Annotated in this window: 21 protein-coding genes; 8 read left to right on the top strand and 13 right to left on the bottom strand. The window is 32.9% G+C overall.

What is annotated here, in order from left to right; genetic code table 11:
• The 5 genes from FGM02_RS13495 to rplU form a co-directional block, all read right to left on the bottom strand.
• Complete coding sequence (locus FGM02_RS13495; protein ID WP_139958939.1) at positions 1-462, bottom strand: hypothetical protein; 462 nt, start codon at positions 460-462, stop codon at positions 1-3.
• A 12-nt stretch (positions 463-474) separates the two neighbouring features.
• Positions 475-1,470 carry a GTP 3',8-cyclase MoaA gene (gene moaA, locus FGM02_RS13500; protein WP_139958941.1) on the bottom strand — a complete coding sequence of 332 codons (996 nt, stop codon included), beginning with the start codon at positions 1,468-1,470 and terminating at the stop codon, positions 475-477.
• A gap of 147 nt (positions 1,471-1,617) precedes the next feature.
• Positions 1,618-2,859 carry a 3-deoxy-D-manno-octulosonic acid transferase gene (locus FGM02_RS13505; RefSeq protein ID WP_139958943.1) on the bottom strand — a complete coding sequence of 414 codons (1,242 nt, stop codon included), beginning with the start codon at positions 2,857-2,859 and terminating at the stop codon, positions 1,618-1,620.
• 156 nt (positions 2,860-3,015) lie between these two features.
• Positions 3,016-3,276: a 50S ribosomal protein L27 gene (gene rpmA / locus FGM02_RS13510; RefSeq protein ID WP_139958945.1), complete on the bottom strand. Its 261-nt coding sequence runs from the start codon at positions 3,274-3,276 to the stop codon at positions 3,016-3,018.
• 49 nt (positions 3,277-3,325) lie between these two features.
• On the bottom strand, positions 3,326-3,763 hold the full coding sequence (gene rplU / locus FGM02_RS13515) for a 50S ribosomal protein L21 (RefSeq protein ID WP_139958946.1): 438 nt from the start codon (positions 3,761-3,763) through the stop codon (positions 3,326-3,328).
• Between the two features lie 164 nt (positions 3,764-3,927).
• Between rplU and FGM02_RS13520 the strand changes: the two genes are divergently transcribed.
• Positions 3,928-4,608, top strand: coding sequence for a hypothetical protein (locus FGM02_RS13520; RefSeq protein WP_139958948.1), 681 nt, complete (start codon positions 3,928-3,930; stop codon positions 4,606-4,608).
• Here the strand turns inward: FGM02_RS13520 and FGM02_RS13525 are convergent.
• Positions 4,601-5,470: a DMT family transporter gene (locus tag FGM02_RS13525; RefSeq protein ID WP_208021517.1), complete on the bottom strand. Its 870-nt coding sequence runs from the start codon at positions 5,468-5,470 to the stop codon at positions 4,601-4,603. The two genes, FGM02_RS13520 and FGM02_RS13525, sit on opposite strands and share 8 nt — an antisense overlap.
• Positions 5,471-5,578: 108 nt before the next feature.
• Between FGM02_RS13525 and FGM02_RS13530 the strand changes: the two genes are divergently transcribed.
• Positions 5,579-6,439, top strand: coding sequence for a heavy-metal-associated domain-containing protein (locus tag FGM02_RS13530; protein ID WP_139958950.1), 861 nt, complete (start codon positions 5,579-5,581; stop codon positions 6,437-6,439).
• 135 nt (positions 6,440-6,574) lie between these two features.
• Positions 6,575-7,606 (top strand): COX15/CtaA family protein, encoded by a 1,032-nt coding sequence (locus FGM02_RS13535; RefSeq protein ID WP_139958952.1) that lies wholly within the window; start codon positions 6,575-6,577, stop codon positions 7,604-7,606.
• 9 nt (positions 7,607-7,615) lie between these two features.
• Here FGM02_RS13535 and gldD read toward each other — a convergent pair whose 3' ends face one another.
• From gldD to mutY, 4 genes are read right to left on the bottom strand one after another with little or no spacing between them, the layout of a single operon-like run.
• Positions 7,616-8,179: a gliding motility lipoprotein GldD gene (gldD, locus tag FGM02_RS13540; RefSeq protein ID WP_139958954.1), complete on the bottom strand. Its 564-nt coding sequence runs from the start codon at positions 8,177-8,179 to the stop codon at positions 7,616-7,618.
• Positions 8,166-9,476, bottom strand: coding sequence for a gliding motility-associated protein GldE (gene gldE / locus FGM02_RS13545; RefSeq protein ID WP_139958956.1), 1,311 nt, complete (start codon positions 9,474-9,476; stop codon positions 8,166-8,168). The genes gldD and gldE overlap by 14 nt, the downstream gene beginning before the upstream one ends.
• A gap of 12 nt (positions 9,477-9,488) precedes the next feature.
• Positions 9,489-9,902: a single-stranded DNA-binding protein gene (locus FGM02_RS13550; protein WP_139958958.1), complete on the bottom strand. Its 414-nt coding sequence runs from the start codon at positions 9,900-9,902 to the stop codon at positions 9,489-9,491.
• 53 nt (positions 9,903-9,955) lie between these two features.
• Entirely contained in the window at positions 9,956-11,032 is a 1,077-nt protein-coding gene (gene mutY, locus FGM02_RS13555) for an A/G-specific adenine glycosylase (RefSeq protein WP_139958960.1), read from the bottom strand.
• 134 nt (positions 11,033-11,166) lie between these two features.
• On the opposite strand from mutY, the gene FGM02_RS13560 reads away from it, so the two are divergent.
• Together FGM02_RS13560 and FGM02_RS13565 are read left to right on the top strand one after the other, a co-directional pair.
• Positions 11,167-11,457, top strand: a complete 291-nt coding sequence (locus FGM02_RS13560; protein WP_139958962.1) for an HU family DNA-binding protein — start codon at positions 11,167-11,169, stop codon at positions 11,455-11,457.
• 297 nt (positions 11,458-11,754) lie between these two features.
• Positions 11,755-13,281 carry an Rne/Rng family ribonuclease gene (locus FGM02_RS13565; RefSeq protein ID WP_139958964.1) on the top strand — a complete coding sequence of 509 codons (1,527 nt, stop codon included), beginning with the start codon at positions 11,755-11,757 and terminating at the stop codon, positions 13,279-13,281.
• Positions 13,282-13,363: 82 nt separating this feature from the next.
• Here FGM02_RS13565 and FGM02_RS13570 read toward each other — a convergent pair whose 3' ends face one another.
• The 3 genes from FGM02_RS13570 to uvrC all read right to left on the bottom strand — a co-directional run bounded on the left by FGM02_RS13570 (position 13,364) and on the right by uvrC (position 17,985).
• Positions 13,364-13,738 (bottom strand): toxin-antitoxin system YwqK family antitoxin, encoded by a 375-nt coding sequence (locus FGM02_RS13570; protein ID WP_243739409.1) that lies wholly within the window; start codon positions 13,736-13,738, stop codon positions 13,364-13,366.
• 109 nt (positions 13,739-13,847) lie between these two features.
• A complete protein-coding gene (locus FGM02_RS13575; RefSeq protein ID WP_139958966.1) occupies positions 13,848-16,046 on the bottom strand; it encodes a patatin-like phospholipase family protein in 2,199 nt (732 codons plus the stop codon).
• Positions 16,047-16,182: 136 nt separating this feature from the next.
• Positions 16,183-17,985: an excinuclease ABC subunit UvrC gene (uvrC, locus tag FGM02_RS13580; protein ID WP_139958968.1), complete on the bottom strand. Its 1,803-nt coding sequence runs from the start codon at positions 17,983-17,985 to the stop codon at positions 16,183-16,185.
• A 119-nt stretch (positions 17,986-18,104) separates the two neighbouring features.
• Here uvrC and FGM02_RS13585 point away from each other — a divergent pair, with 119 nt between their 5' ends.
• The 3 genes from FGM02_RS13585 (at position 18,105) to FGM02_RS13595 (ending at position 21,380) form a co-directional block, all read left to right on the top strand.
• On the top strand, positions 18,105-18,662 hold the full coding sequence (locus FGM02_RS13585; RefSeq protein ID WP_139958970.1) for a 5-formyltetrahydrofolate cyclo-ligase: 558 nt from the start codon (positions 18,105-18,107) through the stop codon (positions 18,660-18,662).
• A gap of 203 nt (positions 18,663-18,865) precedes the next feature.
• Entirely contained in the window at positions 18,866-20,377 is a 1,512-nt protein-coding gene (locus FGM02_RS13590) for a sulfatase family protein (RefSeq protein ID WP_139958971.1), read from the top strand.
• 139 nt (positions 20,378-20,516) lie between these two features.
• Complete coding sequence (locus tag FGM02_RS13595; RefSeq protein WP_139958973.1) at positions 20,517-21,380, top strand: AraC family transcriptional regulator; 864 nt, start codon at positions 20,517-20,519, stop codon at positions 21,378-21,380.
• Positions 21,381-21,435 lie beyond the last annotated feature (55 nt).

Raw genomic sequence — 21,435 nt, forward strand, 5'->3', positions numbered from 1 at the left:
TTATTTTTTTGGCAATCTACTTACCATTATTTTCAAAATTGACAAACCATAAGCCATCATCAAGGTTTGATAAAAAGTCCAAAAGAATATATTTCGAAACGTCAATTCAAAGGCATCTTTTGCTTCACCAAAAAAAGCCACATCTACATCGCCTGAAGTATGCTTCCAAAACTTAAAGCCCACTACAAAAATGAAGATGGTAATTGCGAAATTCAACAAACCAAAAAATATTTTTTGAGCTATGGTTTTCCCTTCTGCAAAAGAAAATTTAATATAATGTAGGTTTAAATACAAGAATAAAAACAATACGGGAAATACAATTGGCACCGGTAAGTAATAATTTCCTGCAACTCCTTTCAATTGCAATATTTTTGTCAGGTCGAAATCCGAAATAATAAGCATAGACATTACTGAAACGATTAGCAATGCAATTATTTTTCGGTTGGTTCTTTTATAAATCATAGGTTTTTATATTTAGCCTCCGATAGAAGACATGCTCTCTGAAACATTTTTATTTTTCTTTCTATTGGCTTCGGCCACAAAACCATCTTTTGGCTTTTTAGAAACTAGATCGATAAATAGTTGTTTCAATTCTTCGTTACTTGCTCCGTTTCTTATAAAATCGCGAATACTGTACACCCCTTCATCAAAAAGACAATTTTTTAACTGTCCTGTAGAAGTCAATCTAATTCTATTGCAATCAGAACAAATAGTTCTTGTATAGGCCGGAATAATTCCAACAATTCCTTTTGCTCCTTCTAATTTAAAAAGACGTGAGGTTGATGATTTTACCAAAGGAAGTGTTTCAATGTTTGGATAGCCTGTTTTTATTTCGCCTAAAATTTTGGTATAATTCCAAACTTCATCCATGGCTCTTTTTCCAACACCGTTAAAAGGCATTTCTTCAATAAAACGAACTTCTATATTTCTATCTTTTGTCAATGCCACAAAATCGTTAATTTCATCGGTATTAACTCCCGACTGCACCACGACATTTAATTTTAATTTCAAACCACTTTTTTCTAGCAGTTCAAAAGTGTTCCATACTTCATCAAAAACATCTCTTCGCGTAATTTTTGCAAATTTTTCAGGACTCAAACTATCTAAGCTCAAGTTAACAGTTTTCACTTTAAATTTTGAAAGCTCTTCAACATGTTTTGCTATTCCAGCACCGTTGGTGGTTATATTTATTTCATCCAACAAATCGTTGTAAGACATCATTTTTATAAAACCCATCAAATCTTTACGCACAAAAGGTTCCCCCCCCGTTAAACGCACCTTATTCACTCCTAGCTCTGTCAAAACACGAGTTATTCGGTACATTTCTTTAAAAGTCAGTAATTCTTTTCGCTCTACAATATTTGCTCCAGCAGCAGGCATGCAATACGTACAACGCAAGTTACAACGGTCGGTAACCGCCAATCGCATATAGGTTATTTGCCTACCAAAAGAATCAACTAACTTGTTCATATTCATGTGAATTTTATAGCTTGTAAAGTTCCAACAAAAAGGCGTAAGAACAAAATATCTAGTAGCTTAAACTAGGATATGTATCAACTTCTATGAAGTTCCTAAAAGAAGCCCCTAATTATTATTCACTAAGAAAAAGTCCTGCAACTATAAGCTCTTTTTCATATAAGAAACAATACTATCTGAAGCACCCGTACTTGATTTTATAAAATCATCAGAAGCTTGACCTCTAATTTTTCTAAGTTCCGTGTTTTTCTTTAGCAACAACAACTCTTCCGAAAGTTGCTCAGCCCCTGAAGTCGCAACGCAAGCTCCGACTTTTATCAAATCTGAAGCCTCTTTAAATTTTTTATAATTTGGACCTATTACAATAGGCACTCCAAAAGTAGCAGGTTCCAATACGTTGTGTATACCACTTTTTGTATAGCCACCACCAACATAAGCCACATCGGCAATGCTATATATTTTGGTAAGTATACCAATAGTATCAATGATAAAGACTTGGTAATTTTTCAACTCTTTATTTTTCATTTCAGAATAAAGCACCACTTTCTTTTCAATACGTTTTTGCAAAGCATTAATTTCTTCTGCTTTTATATTATGCGGAGCAATGATAAACTTCTCGTCGGCACCCGCATGTGTATTGATATAAGCTACCAAATTGACTTCGTCTTCTTTCCAAGTACTTCCCGCAACTACCGTATAAGAATCGGCCTTAAACTCATTGATGAATTTTAACGAATTGTCTCTTTTCAGGATATCTGCTACTCTATCAAAACGCGTATCACCGCTAATGGTGTGATTTTCAAAACCAATAGTTTTCAGCAAATTAGATGAGTTTTCATCTTGAACAAAGAAATGAGAAAAGGTATGTAAATGATTTCGCATCCATTTTCCGTAAGACTTAAAGAAAATTTGGTTGGATCTGAAAATACCAGAAACCAAAAACGTAGGGATATTTCGTTTGTTTAATGCAGACAAATAATTTGGCCAAAATTCATATTTGATAAAAACAGCTAATTTTGGTTGCACACATTTAAAAAAACGATGGACATTCCTTTTTGTGTCCAAAGGCAAATAACAAACAAAATCTGCTTTTTCATAATCTTTTCTTACCTCATAACCAGAAGGAGAAAAAAAAGTCAATAGTATTTTATACTTCGGAAAATCTTGCTTTATTTTTTCAATAACCGGCCGTCCTTGCTCAAATTCACCTAAAGAAGCTGCGTGAAACCAAAGCACTTCATCTTCTTTTTGAAACGCTTTTTCTAAGTCGGCAAAAACATGCTTCCTGCCTTTAACAAAAAGTCCGATTTTATACTGAAACGGGGCTACAACCCGAAGGACAAAGCTAGAAATAAATACGAATATGGAATACAAGTGTTGCATGCAGTAAATGTAACAAAATAGTTTATTAGAAGTACTTTAAAAAGCAGTAAGTAACTTGAACTTATCAACTTCAAAAATAAAATTTACTATAATTAGAAACAAGAAAACTCCCTACCGATATGGAAGGGAGTTTTAAGATTGTAAAAATCTTATTTCTTAAGCTTCAAACGCTTCAATAGAAACATAAGACTTATTGTCTCTTTTCTTTTGGAATTTTACAACTCCATCAACTTTAGCGTGTAAAGTATGATCTTTACCCATATAAACGTTTTCACCTGGGTAATGTTTAGTTCCTCTTTGACGGATAAGGATATTTCCTGCTATTGCAGCTTGACCACCAAATATTTTTACTCCTAGTCGTTTCGATTCTGATTCTCTACCATTCTTCGAACTACCTACACCTTTTTTATGTGCCATAATTTTTAGGTTTTAATTCCTATATAGTATCAATAGGTATATTAATATTTTATTTTTCTTCTTTTTTAGCTGCTGCCTTTTTTGGAGCTGCTTTTTTAGCTGGAGCCTTTTTTGCTGGAGCTTCTGCATCATCTGCTGCTACTGCTTTTTTAGCTGCTGCTTTTTTCTTAGTACCACCTGCAGTAATACCTTCGATTTGGATTTCAGTTAAGAACTGACGGTGTCCGTTCTTTTTCTTGTATCCTTTTCTACGTTTCTTTTTGAAAACGATTACTTTATCACCTTTTAAGTGACCTAGAATTTTAGCTGTTACTTTAGCTCCTTCTATAGCTGGGGCGCCAATAGTTACATTTTCACCTTCTCCTACTAAAAGAACATTGTCAAAAGTTACTTTTGATCCTTCTTCAGACTGTAAACGGTGAACGTAAACCTTTTGGTCTTTCGCTACTTTAAACTGCTGCCCTGCTATCTCTACAATTGCGTACATATGTTTATGATTTAATTTTTTGTTTTGTTTAAAACGAGTGCAAATATACTTCTTTTTAATAAATAAACAAGAGCTTATTTTTACTTTATTTTTATTCCTACACCGCTTTCACTTTTCCTAACTAGACTCCTTTTTATATATTTACAGAAATAGATGCTTTATACATGAAAACAACTTTCAATTTTCTACTACTCTTCCTTTTAAGTTTCGGACCAACAAATAGCCATGCACAAAAGGACAACACAACTATAAAGCAGGTCCTGGACAAGTATTTTGAAGCAATTGGTGGCAAACAAAAAGCACTACAAGTAACAAGCTTCACATCAGAGTCAAAGTGTTTGTACAACGATAACGAATTTCTCTTTATTCAAAAATCGATGCTCCCAAATAGTTTTCTTCAAGAAATACGACTGTCAGATAAAATTATTTCCAAATTAGTTTTTAATGGCAAAACAGCACATAGAATACACAACCGCCAAAGAATAAAAGTGCAAACAAAAGAACTAAACAACTTTAAAAAGACAAGTGCAATTTTCCCTGAGTTTTCTTATTACAAAAACGCCAAATATTTAGGTATTGAGTATTTAAAAGAAAAAGCATACCATGTGGTCAAAACCGTTTCTAAAAAAATATACTACGACCGAGAGACTGGACTTAAAACACTATCGAAAACAAAATTAGACGCGAATGCGAATGAACAAAAAATTCACTTTTCAAAATATATCGCTATTGAAGGACTTAAATTCCCATCTAAATTTTCTTTTAGCATTGGAGAAGCTCAATTGGATTTTCAAACCTATCTTTTAACGTTAAATAGAGATGTGACTGAAAATGATTTTAAGTAGCTTTTTTATTCACTAAGAATACACCTAAAAAGATAACCCCTATGGAAAAAAATTGATACAGCGACAAACGTTCTCCATCTAACACTCCCCAAGCAACGGCAACCACTGTAATTAAATAAGTAATAGAAGAGGAAAATATAGGAGAAGATATTTGCACCAATTTGTTAAACAACACTTTGGCAATTGTGGTTCCAAGAAGCGCTAACAAAACAATATAACCAAAGGACTCTTGTACCAGCTCATTCGAAAAATCTACTTCAAAAAAACCTGAAAAACACAATATTACAAAAGCCGGTGGTATCAACAAGGTAAAACTTCCTGCCGTAATACTCAAAGCATCAATATCCAATAATTTACTTTTTACAATATTCATTCCCAAGGCATAACCTATAGAGGCTATAAAAATCAAAAGAGCATAGGCATAATTCTGCTCCGGATTTACCTGCATTCCATAAGCAATCAACATTAGTGTTCCTAGCAAACCAACAAACACCCCCACTATTTGTTTCTTTTGAAACACAAAATTAAAAAACAACGCCCCCAACAACATGGTAATTAAAGGCGTTAAGGAATTTAATATTGCCGATACGGAACTGTCTATTTCATGAATTGCAAATGCAAAAAAGAAAGCAGGAAAAAAACTAGCTATAAAACCAACCTGAGCAATTGGCATCCAGTGTTTCTTTTTAATTTTCAACACCTTCTTATAACTGAATGCTAACAAAACAAATCCCGCAACCAGAATTCGCAAAGCTCCTATTTGTATTGGAGAAAGACCTAACAATGCTTTTTTCATTAAAATAAAAGAACTTCCCCACATCAGCGAAAGTACTATTAAATACAACCATTTATTTTCTTTCATTTTCAACTTATTAGACATTGTTAAGGATTGTACAAAAATGAATGATTTTTCCGAATAATTAGATTAATCTACATAAATTTGTCCTATACTATTATAAACCTTTTCCTTATGAAATTAAGATATCTATTCCTTGCCTGCCTAACTGTACTTATATTGACAGTTGCTTGTAAAGACAATTCAAAAAACAACGCAAAAGAAGGTGCTACAAAAACGGAAGCATCGTATAAAACAGCCAACATTCAAATAGACGGAATGACTTGTGAAATAGGCTGTGCAAAAACTATTGAATCTAAATTATCAAAAACAGCAGGTATTGCTTCTGCTAAAGTTAATTTTGAAGCAAAATCGGGACAATTTACTTTTGACGAGAATACCATTTCTAAAGAAGAATTGATCAAAACAATTACTGCTATAGGTGGTGGTGAATTATACACTGCTAAAATAACAAGCATTGAAGAAGGTAATAGCACTTGCAAAACAAAAACCGCTTGCTGCAGTGCAGATGGAAAAACCTGCACTATGAAATGCAGTGCTGATTGCACTAAAAAAGATTGTGAAAAATGTGCTGCTAAACAAGAAGCTTGCAAAACCAAATGTGCTACCGATAAAATGGCCTGTTGTAAAAGCGAAAAAAAATGTGACACAAAAAAAGCTTGTTCTAGTAAAGATGCAAAAACATGCTCCATGAAATGCAGTGCTGACTGTACTAAAAAAGACTGTGAAAAATGTGCTGCCAAACAAGAAGCTTGCAAAACCAAATGTGCTACCGACAAAATGGCCAGTTGTAAAAGCGAAAAAAAATGCGACACAAAAAAAGCTTGTTGCAGTAAAGACGCAAAAACATGCACCATAAAATGCAGTGCTGACTGTACTAAAAAAGACTGTGAAAAATGTGCTGCTAAGCAAGAAGCTTGTAAAACAAAATGCGCTTCTGAAAAAAAAGCGTGTTGCAAAGACGCTAAAAAATAATCAGAACACATCCTGTTAAGAAATCCACTTGTAAAATTTACAAGTGGATTTTTTGATTTTAAAGAATAGCCATTTCCTAAAATAAATCCACCAAAATGACTTATTTTCGCAAAACATTTTAGCTAACTATTTCACGTGGAAAAACATTTTAAATCAATCGTAAAGGCAGCACTTATTTCTGTCTATTTAATTTTTTTAGCAGGCTCAATTGTCCGCATGACAGGTTCTGGAATGGGATGCCCAGACTGGCCTAAATGTTTTGGCTACTATATACCCCCAACAAGTGAAGAGCAAATCAACTGGCAACCTAATACAAGCTACAACAAAGGGACTATTATCATAAAAAACGAAGCTCTTATTGTTGCAAAAGATAATTTTAGCACACAAAACACTTTTAACGAAAGCCATTGGGAAGCCTACACAAAACACGATTACGCTATCTTTAATGTATACCATACTTGGACAGAATACATAAACAGATTGTCTTCTGTTCTTTCTGGATTTGTATTTTTAATCCTACTCGTAGCCGCCTATAAAAACAGAAAATTACACAAACAAATACTCCTCCTAACCTTTGGAGCGTTTTTCTTAATGCTATTTGAAGCTTGGCTAGGTAAAACAGTTATCGACTCTGTATTAAAACCATCTGTAATTACCATACACATGGTGGCCGGCTTATTTATTATCGCATTACTTTTAAAACTCTTGCATCTAATTTCTGACAAAGTCGCCAAAAACATTTCTTACAATAAAACATTCCATACTCTGCTTATTGTATCGATTCTATTTTCAATTATACAAATTAGTATGGGAACACAGGTTCGACAATTTGTAGACGAACAGGTAAAGTTATTTGGTTTTGACAACAAACAGATGAGTTTGTACAACCCTAATTTAAATTTCTATATTCATAGATCTTTTACCGTTGCTATTGTATTGGTCAACTTTTTTATATTCTACAAAAACGAAACTTTACAATTGAATTTTAAATTGCCTAAATGGATTTTAGGTTTAATTGGACTAGAAGCACTTACAGGAATTTTAATGTATTATAGCGATTTCCCGCTAGGAACACAGGCTATACATTTATTATCTGGAGCTTTGCTATTTGGCTTACAGTTTTATTTAATACTTCAACACGGAAAATTAAAACAACTAAAAAAATAACCGATCAGATTATTTTTTCCAACTCAGCGTTTCCATTAACTGAACAATATCCTTACGCAAGTAATGTACCGCAGGTAAAATAGAATCATAATTAGGTTTGGCATAAAAATAAAGCGCACCCGTTAAAAAATTATCGGTAGAATCTGTTGCGTGAAACTGAATTTGAGTAGCTGCATTTCCATAAACTTCAAACATTTTTCCATAAACTTTTCGATCCCTGTTTTCAAAAGGCATTGCTTGAATATCATCTGCCTTAATCATGTGCTTAAAAGTTAAGTTTTCAGCATCCTTAAACAATTCTCTTAAATTATTTTTTACAGGAGAATAGGTCAACACTAATGTTGCTTTCATATTAGGATATTCCACATCAATCCAATTGTTTTTTTTTAAGTGAATTTTTGCACCTGAATTGTAACGAAATTCAAAAGGTAAATTTCCAACCAACATATTATATTGTGCCGTTCTATAATCTAAACGCAAATAAGAAGCAGGTTTTGGAAGTTGCTCCTCCTTGCAAGAAACAAATAACAGAAGTACCGCAAAGGGTATAAAAAATAATTTATGAAACTGCATTTCCTAATATAGTTACTTTCAATCTTTTCAATCTTTTCCTGTCTACAGACTCTATTGTAAATAAGTAGTTTTCGAAAGTGATCTTTTCTTGTTTTTTTGGAAACTTACCCGAAATTTCCAAAATAAATCCGGCCAATGTTTCCGACTCTCCTTTTTGCTCTTCAAATTTCGTATCAGAAATATCAAGCACTCTGTAAAAATCTTTTAAGGTTGTTTTTCCTTCAAAAATATAATTGAATTGATCTAGTTTTGAATACGACAAATAATCGTTTGCATATTCATCACTAATATCTCCCACAATTTCTTCTATAACATCTTCTAAAGTCACCAAACCACTAGTTCCTCCATATTCATCTACCACAATCGCTAAATGGTTCTTTTTCTCTTGAAAGTCGACTAATAAATCATCTAGCTTTTTATTTTCAGGAACAAAATAAGGAGCACGAATTAGCGTTTGCCAATTAAATTCCTTCTTTGTGATATGTGGCAATAAATCTTTTGCATAAAGCACTCCAATTATTTCATCAATATTTTCGTGATACACAGGATTTCTAGAATAGCCATTTTCTACAATTTTATCCAAAACACCTAAAAAAGGCTCATCATCAGCAATTGCAAACACATCTATTCGAGGTTTCATTACCTGTACCGTTTCTGTATTTCCAAAAGCGACAATTCCTTCTAAAATATTCTTTTCATCTTTTGTGGTAGCCGCGTCTGAAGTCAACTCAAAAGCTTGCGACAATCTTTCAACAGAAAAACCGCTGTTCTTTTTCCCTAGCCTATTCTCAACAATACCTGTAAGTCCTGTTAAAAGTGAACTTAGCGGAGCCAAAAGATGACTCAACAACAATATTGCTCTGGACATGTTTTTAGAAAACGCGTCGGCATTTCTAGTGGCATACACCTTCGGTAATACTTCGCCAAACAATAAAATTAAAAAGGTAATTAAAACAACCTCAATTAAAAATCGAATGTTCTCAGAAATATCCGCTAAAAAAACGGTTCCCAAGGAAGCAAAAAGCAAAACAATTAAAATATTGATAAAATTATTCGCAATTAATATAGTGGCTAATAATTTTTTAGGTCGGTCTAATAAATCAATAACAATATTTCCTTTGACGCTATTCGATTTTCCAATTTCTTCCAAATTAGTTTTAGTCAATGAAAAAAAGGCAACTTCAGCACCGGATACTAAGGCTGAAGATATTAAAAGACCTATTAAGGCAAGCGCCTGTATAACGACATAAATATCGATTGAAGAAGAAGTTAAAGTACTAATGGGTTCTGGATCCAATTATAATATTTTTTAAAATGGCAAATCGTCATCCATAATTTGAGACGAAATATCTATTTGTTTATTTGTAGCTTGTGAATTGACATCTAGTTCTGATGTCGACAAAAAGGTCATATCTACCACATGAATTTCGGTAGCATATCTTTTAGCGCCATCTTGTTCCCACTGCCTAGTTTTTATTTTGCCTTCGCAATAAACCTTATCACCTTTCTTAAGGTATTTTTCACAAATTTCAGCTAACTTATTTTTTACAACAATATTATGCCATTCGGTAGAGGTAACTTTTTTCCCCGTTTGCTTATTTGTATACGAATCATTTGTAGCAATAGGAAAACGACCTATACTTCCACCACCTTCAAAATAGTGAACTTTTACTGCATCACCTAAATGACCAATCAGCATCACTTTATTTAACGTACCTGCCATAACATTTTATATGCCCCAAAAATAAAGAAATTTTGACACATTTGGGTTCAAAATTAGCTTTCTAGTAGAGATTCTTCTTTTTTTTCATGATTCGAATAAAATTCCTCTAAAAATTTATGAATAATTCTAGGAACCGCAAATTTATGCACCGTTTTCCAACAAATCAATTCCTCATTCTGAAAATCGCCATTAACCACCCAAAATTTAACAAACAAATGCTGGTGCGATAATTTGTGCACCCATACTTTTGGATTGTATAATTTCAAACTCAAATTACTACCTTTAGTCAAGGACAAATACTCAGAATTTTCAATCAATTCATTTGCCTCTATTTCACTATTTGTTTCTATCAACGGAAATTGAAATAAATTTTCCCAAATTCCTTTCCCTATTCGCTGCTCTAAAACAGTTTTCCCATCTGCAGAATTCAATACAACAAAATTAAAATATCGATTTCTAATTTTTATTTTCTTCTCTTTAAAAGGAAGCTCCGTTATTTTGTTAGAAGCATAAGCGATACATATATCATTTAAAGGACAGGTTTCACAAAGCGGGTTGGCCGGCTTGCACTGCAAAGAACCAAAGTCCATTAGTGCTTGATTGTAATTTCCTGGAGTTTTAGCAGGCAACAATTCCTGAGCCAATTCTTTAAATTGCTTGATTCCTTTGGATGAATTTATAGCCGTACTAATTCCAAAGCAACGAGACAAAACCCGATATACATTTCCGTCAACCACAGCCACTTCTTCATTATAACAAATGGAAGCTACGGCAGAAGCTGTATAATCTCCTACTCCTTTTAAAGCCAATAACTCTTTGTAAGATTTAGGAAAAACCCCCTTTAAATCGGAAACTATATACTTTGCTGAGAAATGCAAATTTCTTGCACGTGAGTAATAACCAAGCCCTTGCCATAATTTTAGCACTTCTTCTTCGGGCGCATTTGCTAAGTCGTTTACGGTTGGAAATGCCTCTAAAAACTTAAAATAATAAGACATACCTTGCGCTACTCGCGTTTGTTGTAATATAATTTCTGACAACCACACTTGATAAGCCTCCTTGTTTTTTCGCCAAGGCAAGTCACGCTTATTTCCTAAATACCACAATTCTAACCGATTACAAAACTCCATTCTCTATTTTTAGCTTTGCAATAATACATTATTTATTCCTTTAAATTTTAATGATTTAGCTTTTTGAAATTGAATTATTGTCATATATTTGCAGCCTGAATTTTTTTATAAAACACAACAGAAAATAGAATAAAATGACAAAAGCGGATATTGTATCAAGTATTTCAGACAAGTCGGGTATTGAGAAAGCAGATGTATTAGCAACTGTAGAAGCATTCATGAGTGAAGTTAAGGATGCTTTGGAAAAGGGAGATAATGTATACTTAAGAGGTTTTGGTAGTTTTATTATCAAGACTAGAGCAGAAAAAACTGGAAGAAACATTTCAAAAAACACTACTATTAAGATTCCTGCTCATAACATTCCAGCTTTTAAACCGGCTAAAACATTTTCAGAAGGAGTAAAAAACAACGTATTAGTAAAATAATAACTAATAAAATTATTAACCAAATCTGAATTCTCAGATTTATAAAACAGTACAATTATGCCAAGTGGTAAAAAAAGAAAGAGAGCAAAAATCTCTACGCACAAAAGAAAGAAAAGAGCAAGAGCTAACAGACACAAGAAAAAGTAAGGGTTCCTTACTTTTTTTTGCTGTTTAACAGCACACGTTCATTGAAATTGAAACTTTATGAAATTAAAGTTTCTTTGGGTATTATACCCTGTATTAAATTTAATCCATCTATGTAAGGATTGTATTCTTATGTAGTTAAAACTATTCGGAATGAAACTAGAATTGATTATCCGTTCAAATTCATCTGATATTGATTTTGCTCTACTAAAAGATGGTAAACTTATTGAATTTAATAACGAAACAAACAATAATAAATTTTCTGTTGGCGACATATTTTTAGCCAAAACAGGAAAAATATTAACAGGTCTAAATGCATCATTTGTAAATGTAGGTTATCCAAAAGACGGATTTTTACATTACCACGATTTAGGCCCACAAGTTCAATCGTTAAATAAATTCATTAAAAAAGTAAGCACAGGTAAATACAAAGATTACACTTTAAAAAACTTCCAATTTGAAAAAGACATTGACAAAAATGGAAGTATCGATCAAGTTCTTAAAACAAAACAAAACGTATTAGTTCAAATTGTAAAAGAACCCATATCTACAAAAGGCCCTAGAATCAGTTCAGAGATTTCTATTGCTGGTAGGTATTTAGTACTCGTCCCTTTTTCTAAACGAGTATCTGTTTCTCAAAAAATAGCAGACCCTAAAGAAAAGGAACGCCTTAAGCGATTGGCAAAAAGCATTAAACCAGCTGGGTTTGGTGTTATTTTAAGAACCGTTGCACAAGGAAAAAAAGTAGCCGAATTAGACAAAGATTTACAAAACTCATTAGAACGTTGGAAAAAAATGTGTGGGCAAATAGCCAATACAGAAACGCCAACAAAGGTTTTAAGCGAGCTAAACAGGGCATCTTCTATATTAAGAGATGTTCTTAATGATTCTTTTACTAGTATTGTTACAAATGATGAAACATTATTCCAAGAGATTAATGACTATTTACTGGAGATTTATCCAGAAAAGCAATCTATATTGAAATTACACAACCCAAAAACGCCTATTTTTGAAAAATATGGTATTGAAAGACAAATAAAATCAGCTTTTGGGAAAACAGTTTCCATGAATAAAGGTGCTTATTTAGTTATTGAACACACGGAAGCATTACATGTTATTGATGTAAATAGTGGAAATAGATCTAACAAAGCCAATTCGCAAGAAGAAAATGCTTTGGAAGTAAATATTATTGCCGCTACTGAAATAGCAAGACAGTTGCGTTTAAGAGACATGGGTGGAATAATAGTTGTTGATTTTATCGATTTACATTCTAATGAAAATCGTCAAAAATTATACGACCATCTAAAAGCCGAAATGTCGTTAGACAGAACAAAACATAAAATATTACCTCCTAGTAAATTTGGACTTGTACAAATAACTAGACAGAGAGTTCGTTCAGAAATGAACATTAAAACACAAGAGCCGAACCCTAATATAAATGGTGAAGTAGAAGCTCCTATTGTTTTAATAGAAAAATTACAAGTAGAATTAGATCGAATTATCGCAAATAAAGACAATTCAAAAACGATTGCATTACATGTACATCCGTTTGTTGCTTCGTATTTGCAAAAAGGAATTATTTCTGAACAAATAAAATGGTTCTTTAAATATAAAAAGTGGATTAAAGTATTACCAAGAGATGCTTACCAATATTTACAATATCGCTTTGAATTCAGATAACGTAAGTATTAGCAAAAAACATATCTAAAAAAAGCGCCCTATCAATTTGATAGGGCGCTTTTCTTGTTTAAGGTAGTAACTCTTAGTTATCAGCAATAACACTAGCTCCACCTTTCCATTCGTTTACACTTGCAATTCTTGAAGCTTCATAATCAACTTCTAACAAAGTTTCTCCTTTCCAAACAAACCACTTTCCTACTTTAGCACCTTTGTAATAATGTGCAATCGTAGTTTTTTTACCTTGCTTGTTAAACTGAATCCATTTTCCAGTTAATTTCTTTTCTGCATCGTAAAAACCTTGTTCTCGTACTTCTCCAGTACTGTAAAACTTAGTCACTTTCACCAAGTTTCCTTCTTTTTCATACTTTGGTGTATTTACTTTATTATTAGCAGTTATATCTTGAGCGTTTAAAACAAATGCGGTCATCACGAAGACAATCATCAATAGCTTTTTCATAATATTGGGGGTTTTAAGATTAATAGATACACAAACTTAAAAGTTATTTTACATTTAACCAACAATTTGGTAACATTAAATTAACATTGAAGCAAAACTTAACATTGGACTAAAACGACATCCCTACACAAAAATACCAAATATTACGATTAACATCTGGTGTCCAGGCGTTTATAATTTTAATAGGCCCCAAAATAGAATTATACCCATACATAAGTGCATAACCCGATTTTATGTCTTGAAAGACTTTTCCTCCATTGTAAATATCTAAATCCGTTCGTGCATAATTTCCGGCTAAGGCAATTGTGTGATCTTTAGCTATTTCATAACGCAGCTCCAACTCTCCTTTTAAATAAGAGTGATTGACCAGAGTTTCAAACTCATAGCCATAAAATCCAACATGATTATTGATCATATTATTACCATAACCTCCTAAGGAATATAAAAATTGGTCTGTCGTATTTGATCCTAAAGTTACCCCACCATCTACCGTTATATGAGCCGTTAACTTATGAAACATAGTTTTAACAGCAGCCAATTTTAATGTAGCTTGTGAAAACTGAGTGAAGTTATCCCAATAATCGGAAGAATTCATAAACCATTTGAATTCCCCATCTACCAAAAATCCATTTTTTGGAAAATACTTTTTATCATAGGTATCTAACTTTATATACCCCAAAGAATTTAAGTAATTACTTTTCTCAAAAAAGGTAGTCTCCATACTTAAGGTATTGGTATACAACTCTAAAAACTTATGCTCCAATCCAATCCCAACTGCAAATTTCTTATTATAGGTTGTTTGTAAATACGCCAAAGTCGTAAAATCAATATAATTCTTATCTATATGTGTCACCACATTGGTTATATCCGGAACTGCTATATTAAATTTAGTAAAACTAGAATTCACGCCATAACTGGTATAAAATCCGTTGTCAACAAAATAATTAAAATTGGTTCTTATATTATCTCCAATTACAATATCGGCAGATAAAATATCATTTTTTTGCAACAAATGCTTGCTCGTAAAATTCATTAAAAAACCCGACTTATAAATAGGGTCGTAGTTTAAGCCTAGCCGTATATGACTAGCCACATTGTTTTCTTCCATGTTAAACTTCAACAAATAGCTTCCGTCCTTTTTTTTCTTAAAATTATAATTAATCAAATTAAAATCTTTTGAAGAAGCCAAGTCTCCTATTTTAGTATTCAATTCATTATAACTTAAGGAGTCTCCCATTTTAAGTTTTAACTTACCAAGAATATAGGCTCTTGAATAATGGTTCAAATTATTCATAGAAAACTGTGAAACTTTGTATTTCTTTGCTCGTATTACTTTTCTATGAAAAGCAGCTACTTCATTTATTTGTTGAAGCTTAGCAATCGCCTCAAATTCTTTTTGGTGATCTATTGCCGACTGCTCTCCCAAATCAATAATCTTCGCAATATTGTCAAATGAAGTTACCGAAAAATCATGAATTTTGGGACTAATATGAATGGTTAGCTTTTTTATTTTCTCGGCATCATTGCCATACATTTGATAATTCACAATCTGATTTAAGACATCAATAACTGTCGAAACATCTTTGTATTTTTCAAGTTTTCCTTGAACATTAACTCCTATAATTATAGAAGCGCCTTTTTTTTGCATTTCATCTACCGGAAAATTATCTGAAATACCTCCATCAATATAAGCTTTCCCATCAATCATCATAGGATCCAAAAGTGTTGGCAAGGAAGCACTTGCGCGAACTACAGCTGGTAAATAGCCCTTTTCAAACACCTTTTTTTTGCCGGTTTCTATATTGGTTCCTATACAGAAAAAGGGAATGGGCAGCTTCTTAAAATCTTGGATATGATTGACATGTTCTAACAACAAGCTTAAACCATTATAAACACTTTGCCCTGCGGCAATTGCCTTAGGCAACTGCACTTTTTTATTTCGTACAGGAAAAGTTAACAGTGTTTTTTCACCATATTGCTTTTCAAAAAAAGACGTTTGACTTCTCGCAAATTTATCTTGTAAAAAAGTAGGGAAATCAATTGCTCTAATAATTGAATCTATATTTTCAGGAGAATATCCTGATGCATATAACGCACCAACAACCGCCCCCATACTAGTCCCTCCAATATAATCTATCTTTACACCCGACTTTTCTAAAACTTTTAATACCCCAATATGGGCAAACCCTTTCGCTCCACCTCCACTTAAAACCAAACCAACCTTTGGTGGTTTTGACTTACTTTTTTCCTGCGAAAACACCGGAAACATTAGTAATAACAGGAGATAAAAAAAGCCAGAAAATTTCATGTATTTTTTTTTATAAAGATAAGTAAAGTTTGAAAAACAGACGGATGCACTTTCAAATACTTTTTAGAGAATTATTGACCGTACATACCTATTAACATGCTCTACCTAAAGTCGCTATAAAACAAATACTTTAGAATTATTGTTCTTTTTTTAAGGCTTGATGAAACTCAAAAACCTTTTTAGCTCGAGAAGCTCCAATCACACTTGTCAAACTTTCAATACTCGCTTCTTTAACTCTTTTTACCGATTTATAATATTGTAACAAGGTTTCAATTGTTTGCTTTCCTACACCCGGAATTTGTTCTAATTCTGTTTGAATAGCTTGTTTGCTTCGTTTATTTCTATGATGCGTAATTCCAAATCGATGGGCTTCATTTCTTAAAAACTGAATGATTTTCAAGCTTTCTGAAGTCTTATCCAAATACATCGGAATTGGATCGCCTGGATAATAAATTTCTTCCAAACGTTTGGCGATTCCAATAATGGCAATTTTTCCTCGTAAGCCTAACAAATCTAAACTTTTTAAAGCGGAAGATAACTGTCCTTTTCCCCCGTCAATAACTATTAATTGTGGCAATGGCTCGTCTTCTTCTAGTAATCTTTTATAACGCCGAAAAACCACCTCTTCCATTGAGGCAAAATCATCAGGGCCTTCTACGGTTTTTATATTGAAATTTCGATACTCTTTTTTACTTGGCTTTCCATCTTTAAACACCACACAGGCTGCCACCGGATTTGTTCCTTGAATGTTTGAATTGTCAAAACATTCAATATGCCTCGGCTCCGAACTCAAACGTAAATCTTTTTGCATTTGTGCCATAATTCGTTTTACATGACGGTCGGGATCTACAATTTTTATTTGTTTAAAACGATCTTGTCGATAATATTTGGCATTTCGTTCAGACAGTTCCACAATCCGTTTTTTATCGCCCAACATAGGAACCGTAACTTTTACTCCTGCTCCAATATTTACTTTAAAAGGCACATAAATTTCTTTGGAAATAGAATTAAAACGTTGACGAATTTCTACAATAGATAGCTCTAATAACTCTCTATCTGTTTCTTCCAACTTTTTCTTAATCTCGGTTGTATGCGATTGAATGATAGACCCATTCGCTATTTTGAAAAAGTTCACATAGCCATAACTTTCATCGGAAATAATAGAAAACACATCTACATTATTAATAGACGGATTCACAACGGTAGATCTTGATTGGTAATTGGCTAATAAATCTAATTTTTCCTTTATTTTTTGCGCCTCTTCAAATTCCATTTTTTCTGCAAATGAAAACATCAGTTTTTCAAAAGTTTCTAACGACGATTTAAAATTACCTTTGATAATATTTTTAATCGATTTTATAGAGGCTAAATATTCTTCTTCACTTTCGTAATTTTCACAAGCACCTTTACAGGTTCCAATATGGTAATCTAAACAGACTTTGTATTTTCCTTGACTTACATTCTGTTCGCTCAGGTCAAAATTACAGCTACGCAATTGGTACAATTCTTTAATCAAATCTAACAAAGCCCTTGCTGTACGAACGGAAGTATAGGGACCAAAATATTCTGAGCCATCTTTAATTACTTTTCGAGTCATAAAAACCCTAGGAAAACGTTCTTTTTTAATGCAAATCCAAGGATAGGTTTTATCATCCTTTAGCATCACATTGTACTTTGGCTGATGCTTTTTTATCAAGTTGTTTTCCAACAATAAAGCGTCGGTTTCTGTAGCAACAACAATATGTTTTATATCACGAATCTTACTCACTAAAACACGTGTTTTTCCATTCTCATGGTTTTTATTGAAGTAAGAAGAAACCCGTTTTTTTAAATTTTTAGCTTTGCCTATATACAGCAACTGGTCATTTTTATCATAATATTGATAAACGCCTGGCGAACTTGGCAAAGTTTGGACTTGTATTTTTATGCTTTCAGACATGGTTGCTAAAATAGGTATTTTACCCGTATTTTTGTTGAATATACCGGAATCCTTAAAAAGGAATTTCTTTATATAAAAACTGCCTAAAATTACGTTATTTTGTAATTCATTTTATTCCTATGAACAAACTAGACCTTCGAAATAAATACAAAGCACTCCGCCAAAACTTAACGGCTGTCGAAGTGGAAGATAAAAGTATCGCCATTGCCAACCAATTGTTGAAGTTAGATATTTGGTCAAATTTGTACTTCCATTTATTCCTTCCTATAAAAGAACAAAACGAAATAGATACAGAACATATTTTAAACATTCTATTTGCTAAAAACAAAGAAATTGTCGTCTCCAAATCCGACTTTACAACGGGAAACATGCAGCACTTTTTATTGACAGAAAATACGCGGTTCAAAAAAAATGAGTACAATATTCCTGAACCTATTGATGGTATAGAAGTTCCCCTTGAAAAATTAGATGTTGTTTTTGTGCCCCTCCTTGCCTATGACCAAAACGGAAATAGAGTGGGCTATGGCAAAGGATTTTACGATCGTTTTCTAAAAAACACCAATGCCCTAAAAGTTGGCCTTTCTTTTTTTGAAGCAGAAGAAGAAATACAGGAGCTGTTTGAACAAGATATTCCTTTGGATTTCTGTGTTTCTCCTAACAAAAATTATTCTTTTTAAAAATCGTAAACTACTTTACAAATGCCCTAGCTATATGCAGGGCTTTTTTATAAACCACATTAAAAAAATCCAATTCTAAAAACACTTCTGTTTCAAAGTTTTAACTGTTCTAACGAAATTTAAAAATATTTCACCATATTTGTATGATGTACTACAAAAATACACATATCATCAATTCATTATTATAGTAAAATTCAATCCTTATGCTTTTTATCAAAACCTTTAAAACAGTCGTAATTCTTTGCCTTATTTGTTGTATTTCCTGCAACTCTAAAAAGAAAACACAAGAAATTCAACCTCCAAACATCGTATTAATTATAGCCGATGACGTGAGTTGGAATGATATTGGACCCTACGGCCATAAATCTGTTAGAACCCCAAACCTTAACAAATTAGCCAAGGAAGGTATGACTTTTACTGAGGCTTTTTTAACAACAAGTTCTTGTAGTCCTAGCAGAACAAGTATCATTTCAGGGCTTTATCCACACAACACAGATGCTGAACAACTGTCGTGGCCCTTACCTGAAGATAAAAAAACTTTTGTGCAAGAATTAAAAAATGCAGGCTACTGGACGGGTTTAGCTGGGAAATATCATATGGGAGACCCAGTAAAAGATGATTTTGATGAACTCTTAGAAATGCAATGGAAAGATGCTCCTATCGGACTAGACAGACGTTTAGTTGGTGATGGAAGCGGCTGCGACGAATGGTTAAAATTATTAAGAAACAGACCCAAAAATAAACCTTTCTTTACCTGGTTAGCTTCCTTTGATGCGCATAGACCTTTTTACAAAGGCATGAGTAAAAATCCACACCAAGCAAAAGACGTAGTGCTTCCTCCATACATGCCAGCTACAGAAAAAGTTAAAGAAGATTTTGCTTTGTATTACGACGAAATTGAAAGAATGGATACCTATATTGGAAATGTAGTTGTTGAGCTAGAAGCCCAAGGGGTTGCTGAAAACACGGTAATTTTATTTATCTCCGACAATGGTAGAGCTTTCCCTAGAGACAAAACAACCCTTTACGATGGTGGTATCAAAACACCATGGATTGTAAAATGGCCTGCCAAAATTAAACCGAACACAAGAAACAACAACCTAGTAAGTTCATTAGATATTGCACCTACTTTTATGAAACTGGCTGGCTTAACTCCTTTGAAAGATTTTGAAGGTGTTGATTTATCTCCGCTACTTTCTGATACAACTATCGTAGCCAGAAATGAAATTTACGCAGAAGATCATTTTCATGATTTTGAAGATTACACCAGAGCTGTAAGAACAAAGAAATACAAATATGTAAAAAACTACTATACAGACTTACCAAATACGCCTTCGGCAGATATTATTAGAGGAAGAAGCTGGCAAAGTATGAAAGAAGAAAAACTGAAAGGTTCTTTAAATACCGATCAATTAAAATGTTTTGAAATTCCAAGATTGGATGAAGAATTATTTGATATTGTAACAGATCCTAATGAATTGAACAACCTAGCCTCAAATCCTGCCTACCAAGATATTTTAGTAGATATGAGAAATCGTTTGGCAAAAATTAGAACAGAAACCAACGACATACTACCTTCTCAAAGAACTAAAGACGACTTTTTTAGAGAAACAGGACTGCCTACAAAATACAGAATTCGACCAAGACCTTCAAAAGCTGTTTATATGAAAGCGCAAAAGGATGGTATTATTTTAATGAACCCAGACATGAAATAAAATACGATTTCACAAAATAGAACAAGTCAAAATTTATAAATACTAAGAGGCGTGACAAGTAGAATTCACAAATCTTAGTATTTTCTTTTTAAAAATAAGTAACTTTCACCTTAATTTTCTATTTCAAACAAACTAAAAAATGCAAGCATCAATTCAAAAAACACCCTTTAAAAATGGTTTGCCTTTAGAATTTGAAATCATAGATTTAGAAAATGTTTTTTATAAAAAAGCAAGTATGATGACCACGCCGCATCGTGCCCAATTTTACCATATTCTTATTATTGAAAAGGGATCAGGTACCCATTATATCGATTTTAAACCTGTAAGCATTGAAGACAAAAGCATTATTTTTATTCCTCAAAATAGTGTCAACCTCTATGATATAAAAGGTTCCTATACCGGAAAAGCAATTTTGTTTACTGACAAATTCTTTTGTAAAAACAAAGAAGATGGGCAATTTTTAAATACAACTATGCTCTTTAGTAGTTTGTACGACATTGCCAAATTTAAAAATGACACTATTTCCTCCGAAGTAAACCGCTTTTTAAACGCCATGCAAACAGAATATGTAAGAAACCCCGACGTTTCACAATATAGCATACTGCATAATTTATTGCATATTTTTTTATTGCAATCAGAAAGAGAAATGCGCAAGCAAGGTTTTAAAGAACTACAACCAAGCACCAACCTTACTACGGTCCTGAATTTTAGAAATTTATTAGAAGAACAGTTTCAAACAGAAAAATCTGTAAAAACTTACGCTGCAAAAATGATTCTTTCAGAAAAACAACTGCACAAAGCCACCACAGCAATTTTGGACAAAACACCCAAACAAATTATTGACGAACGCATCATTCTTGAAGCCAAACGATTATTAGTTCATAGCAAGCAAGCCGTTAAAGAAATTGCCTATGAACTAGGTTTTGAGGAACCTACCAATTTTATCAAATATTTCAAAAAACATTCGTCGCATACACCTAACGAATTTAGAAAGCGCTACTAATCGCTTTTCCTTTTGTGGAGTAAAAGTATCACTCTTAGGCGTAAACTTACCTTTC

Source organism: Flavicella sediminum (genome assembly GCF_006381105.1).
Lineage (GTDB): Bacteria > Bacteroidota > Bacteroidia > Flavobacteriales > Flavobacteriaceae > Flavicella > Flavicella sediminum.

Coding starts and splice junctions, on each gene's coding strand:
- FGM02_RS13525 (WP_208021517.1), bottom strand. CDS start 5,470: ATGAAAGAAAATAAATGGTTGTATTTAATAGTACTTTCGCTGATGTGG.
- rplU (WP_139958946.1), bottom strand. CDS start 3,763: ATGTACGCAATTGTAGAGATAGCAGGGCAGCAGTTTAAAGTAGCGAAA.
- mutY (WP_139958960.1), bottom strand. CDS start 11,032: ATGGAGTTTTGTAATCGGTTAGAATTGTGGTATTTAGGAAATAAGCGT.
- uvrC (WP_139958968.1), bottom strand. CDS start 17,985: ATGTCTGAAAGCATAAAAATACAAGTCCAAACTTTGCCAAGTTCGCCA.
- FGM02_RS13530 (WP_139958950.1), top strand. CDS start 5,579: ATGAAATTAAGATATCTATTCCTTGCCTGCCTAACTGTACTTATATTG.
- FGM02_RS13520 (WP_139958948.1), top strand. CDS start 3,928: ATGAAAACAACTTTCAATTTTCTACTACTCTTCCTTTTAAGTTTCGGA.
- FGM02_RS13560 (WP_139958962.1), top strand. CDS start 11,167: ATGACAAAAGCGGATATTGTATCAAGTATTTCAGACAAGTCGGGTATT.
- gldD (WP_139958954.1), bottom strand. CDS start 8,179: ATGCAGTTTCATAAATTATTTTTTATACCCTTTGCGGTACTTCTGTTA.
- FGM02_RS13565 (WP_139958964.1), top strand. CDS start 11,755: ATGAAACTAGAATTGATTATCCGTTCAAATTCATCTGATATTGATTTT.
- FGM02_RS13590 (WP_139958971.1), top strand. CDS start 18,866: ATGCTTTTTATCAAAACCTTTAAAACAGTCGTAATTCTTTGCCTTATT.
- FGM02_RS13495 (WP_139958939.1), bottom strand. CDS start 462: ATGATTTATAAAAGAACCAACCGAAAAATAATTGCATTGCTAATCGTT.
- FGM02_RS13585 (WP_139958970.1), top strand. CDS start 18,105: ATGAACAAACTAGACCTTCGAAATAAATACAAAGCACTCCGCCAAAAC.
- FGM02_RS13595 (WP_139958973.1), top strand. CDS start 20,517: ATGCAAGCATCAATTCAAAAAACACCCTTTAAAAATGGTTTGCCTTTA.
- rpmA (WP_139958945.1), bottom strand. CDS start 3,276: ATGGCACATAAAAAAGGTGTAGGTAGTTCGAAGAATGGTAGAGAATCA.
- FGM02_RS13550 (WP_139958958.1), bottom strand. CDS start 9,902: ATGGCAGGTACGTTAAATAAAGTGATGCTGATTGGTCATTTAGGTGAT.
- FGM02_RS13505 (WP_139958943.1), bottom strand. CDS start 2,859: ATGCAACACTTGTATTCCATATTCGTATTTATTTCTAGCTTTGTCCTT.
- FGM02_RS13575 (WP_139958966.1), bottom strand. CDS start 16,046: ATGAAATTTTCTGGCTTTTTTTATCTCCTGTTATTACTAATGTTTCCG.
- FGM02_RS13570 (WP_243739409.1), bottom strand. CDS start 13,738: ATGAAAAAGCTATTGATGATTGTCTTCGTGATGACCGCATTTGTTTTA.
- moaA (WP_139958941.1), bottom strand. CDS start 1,470: ATGAACAAGTTAGTTGATTCTTTTGGTAGGCAAATAACCTATATGCGA.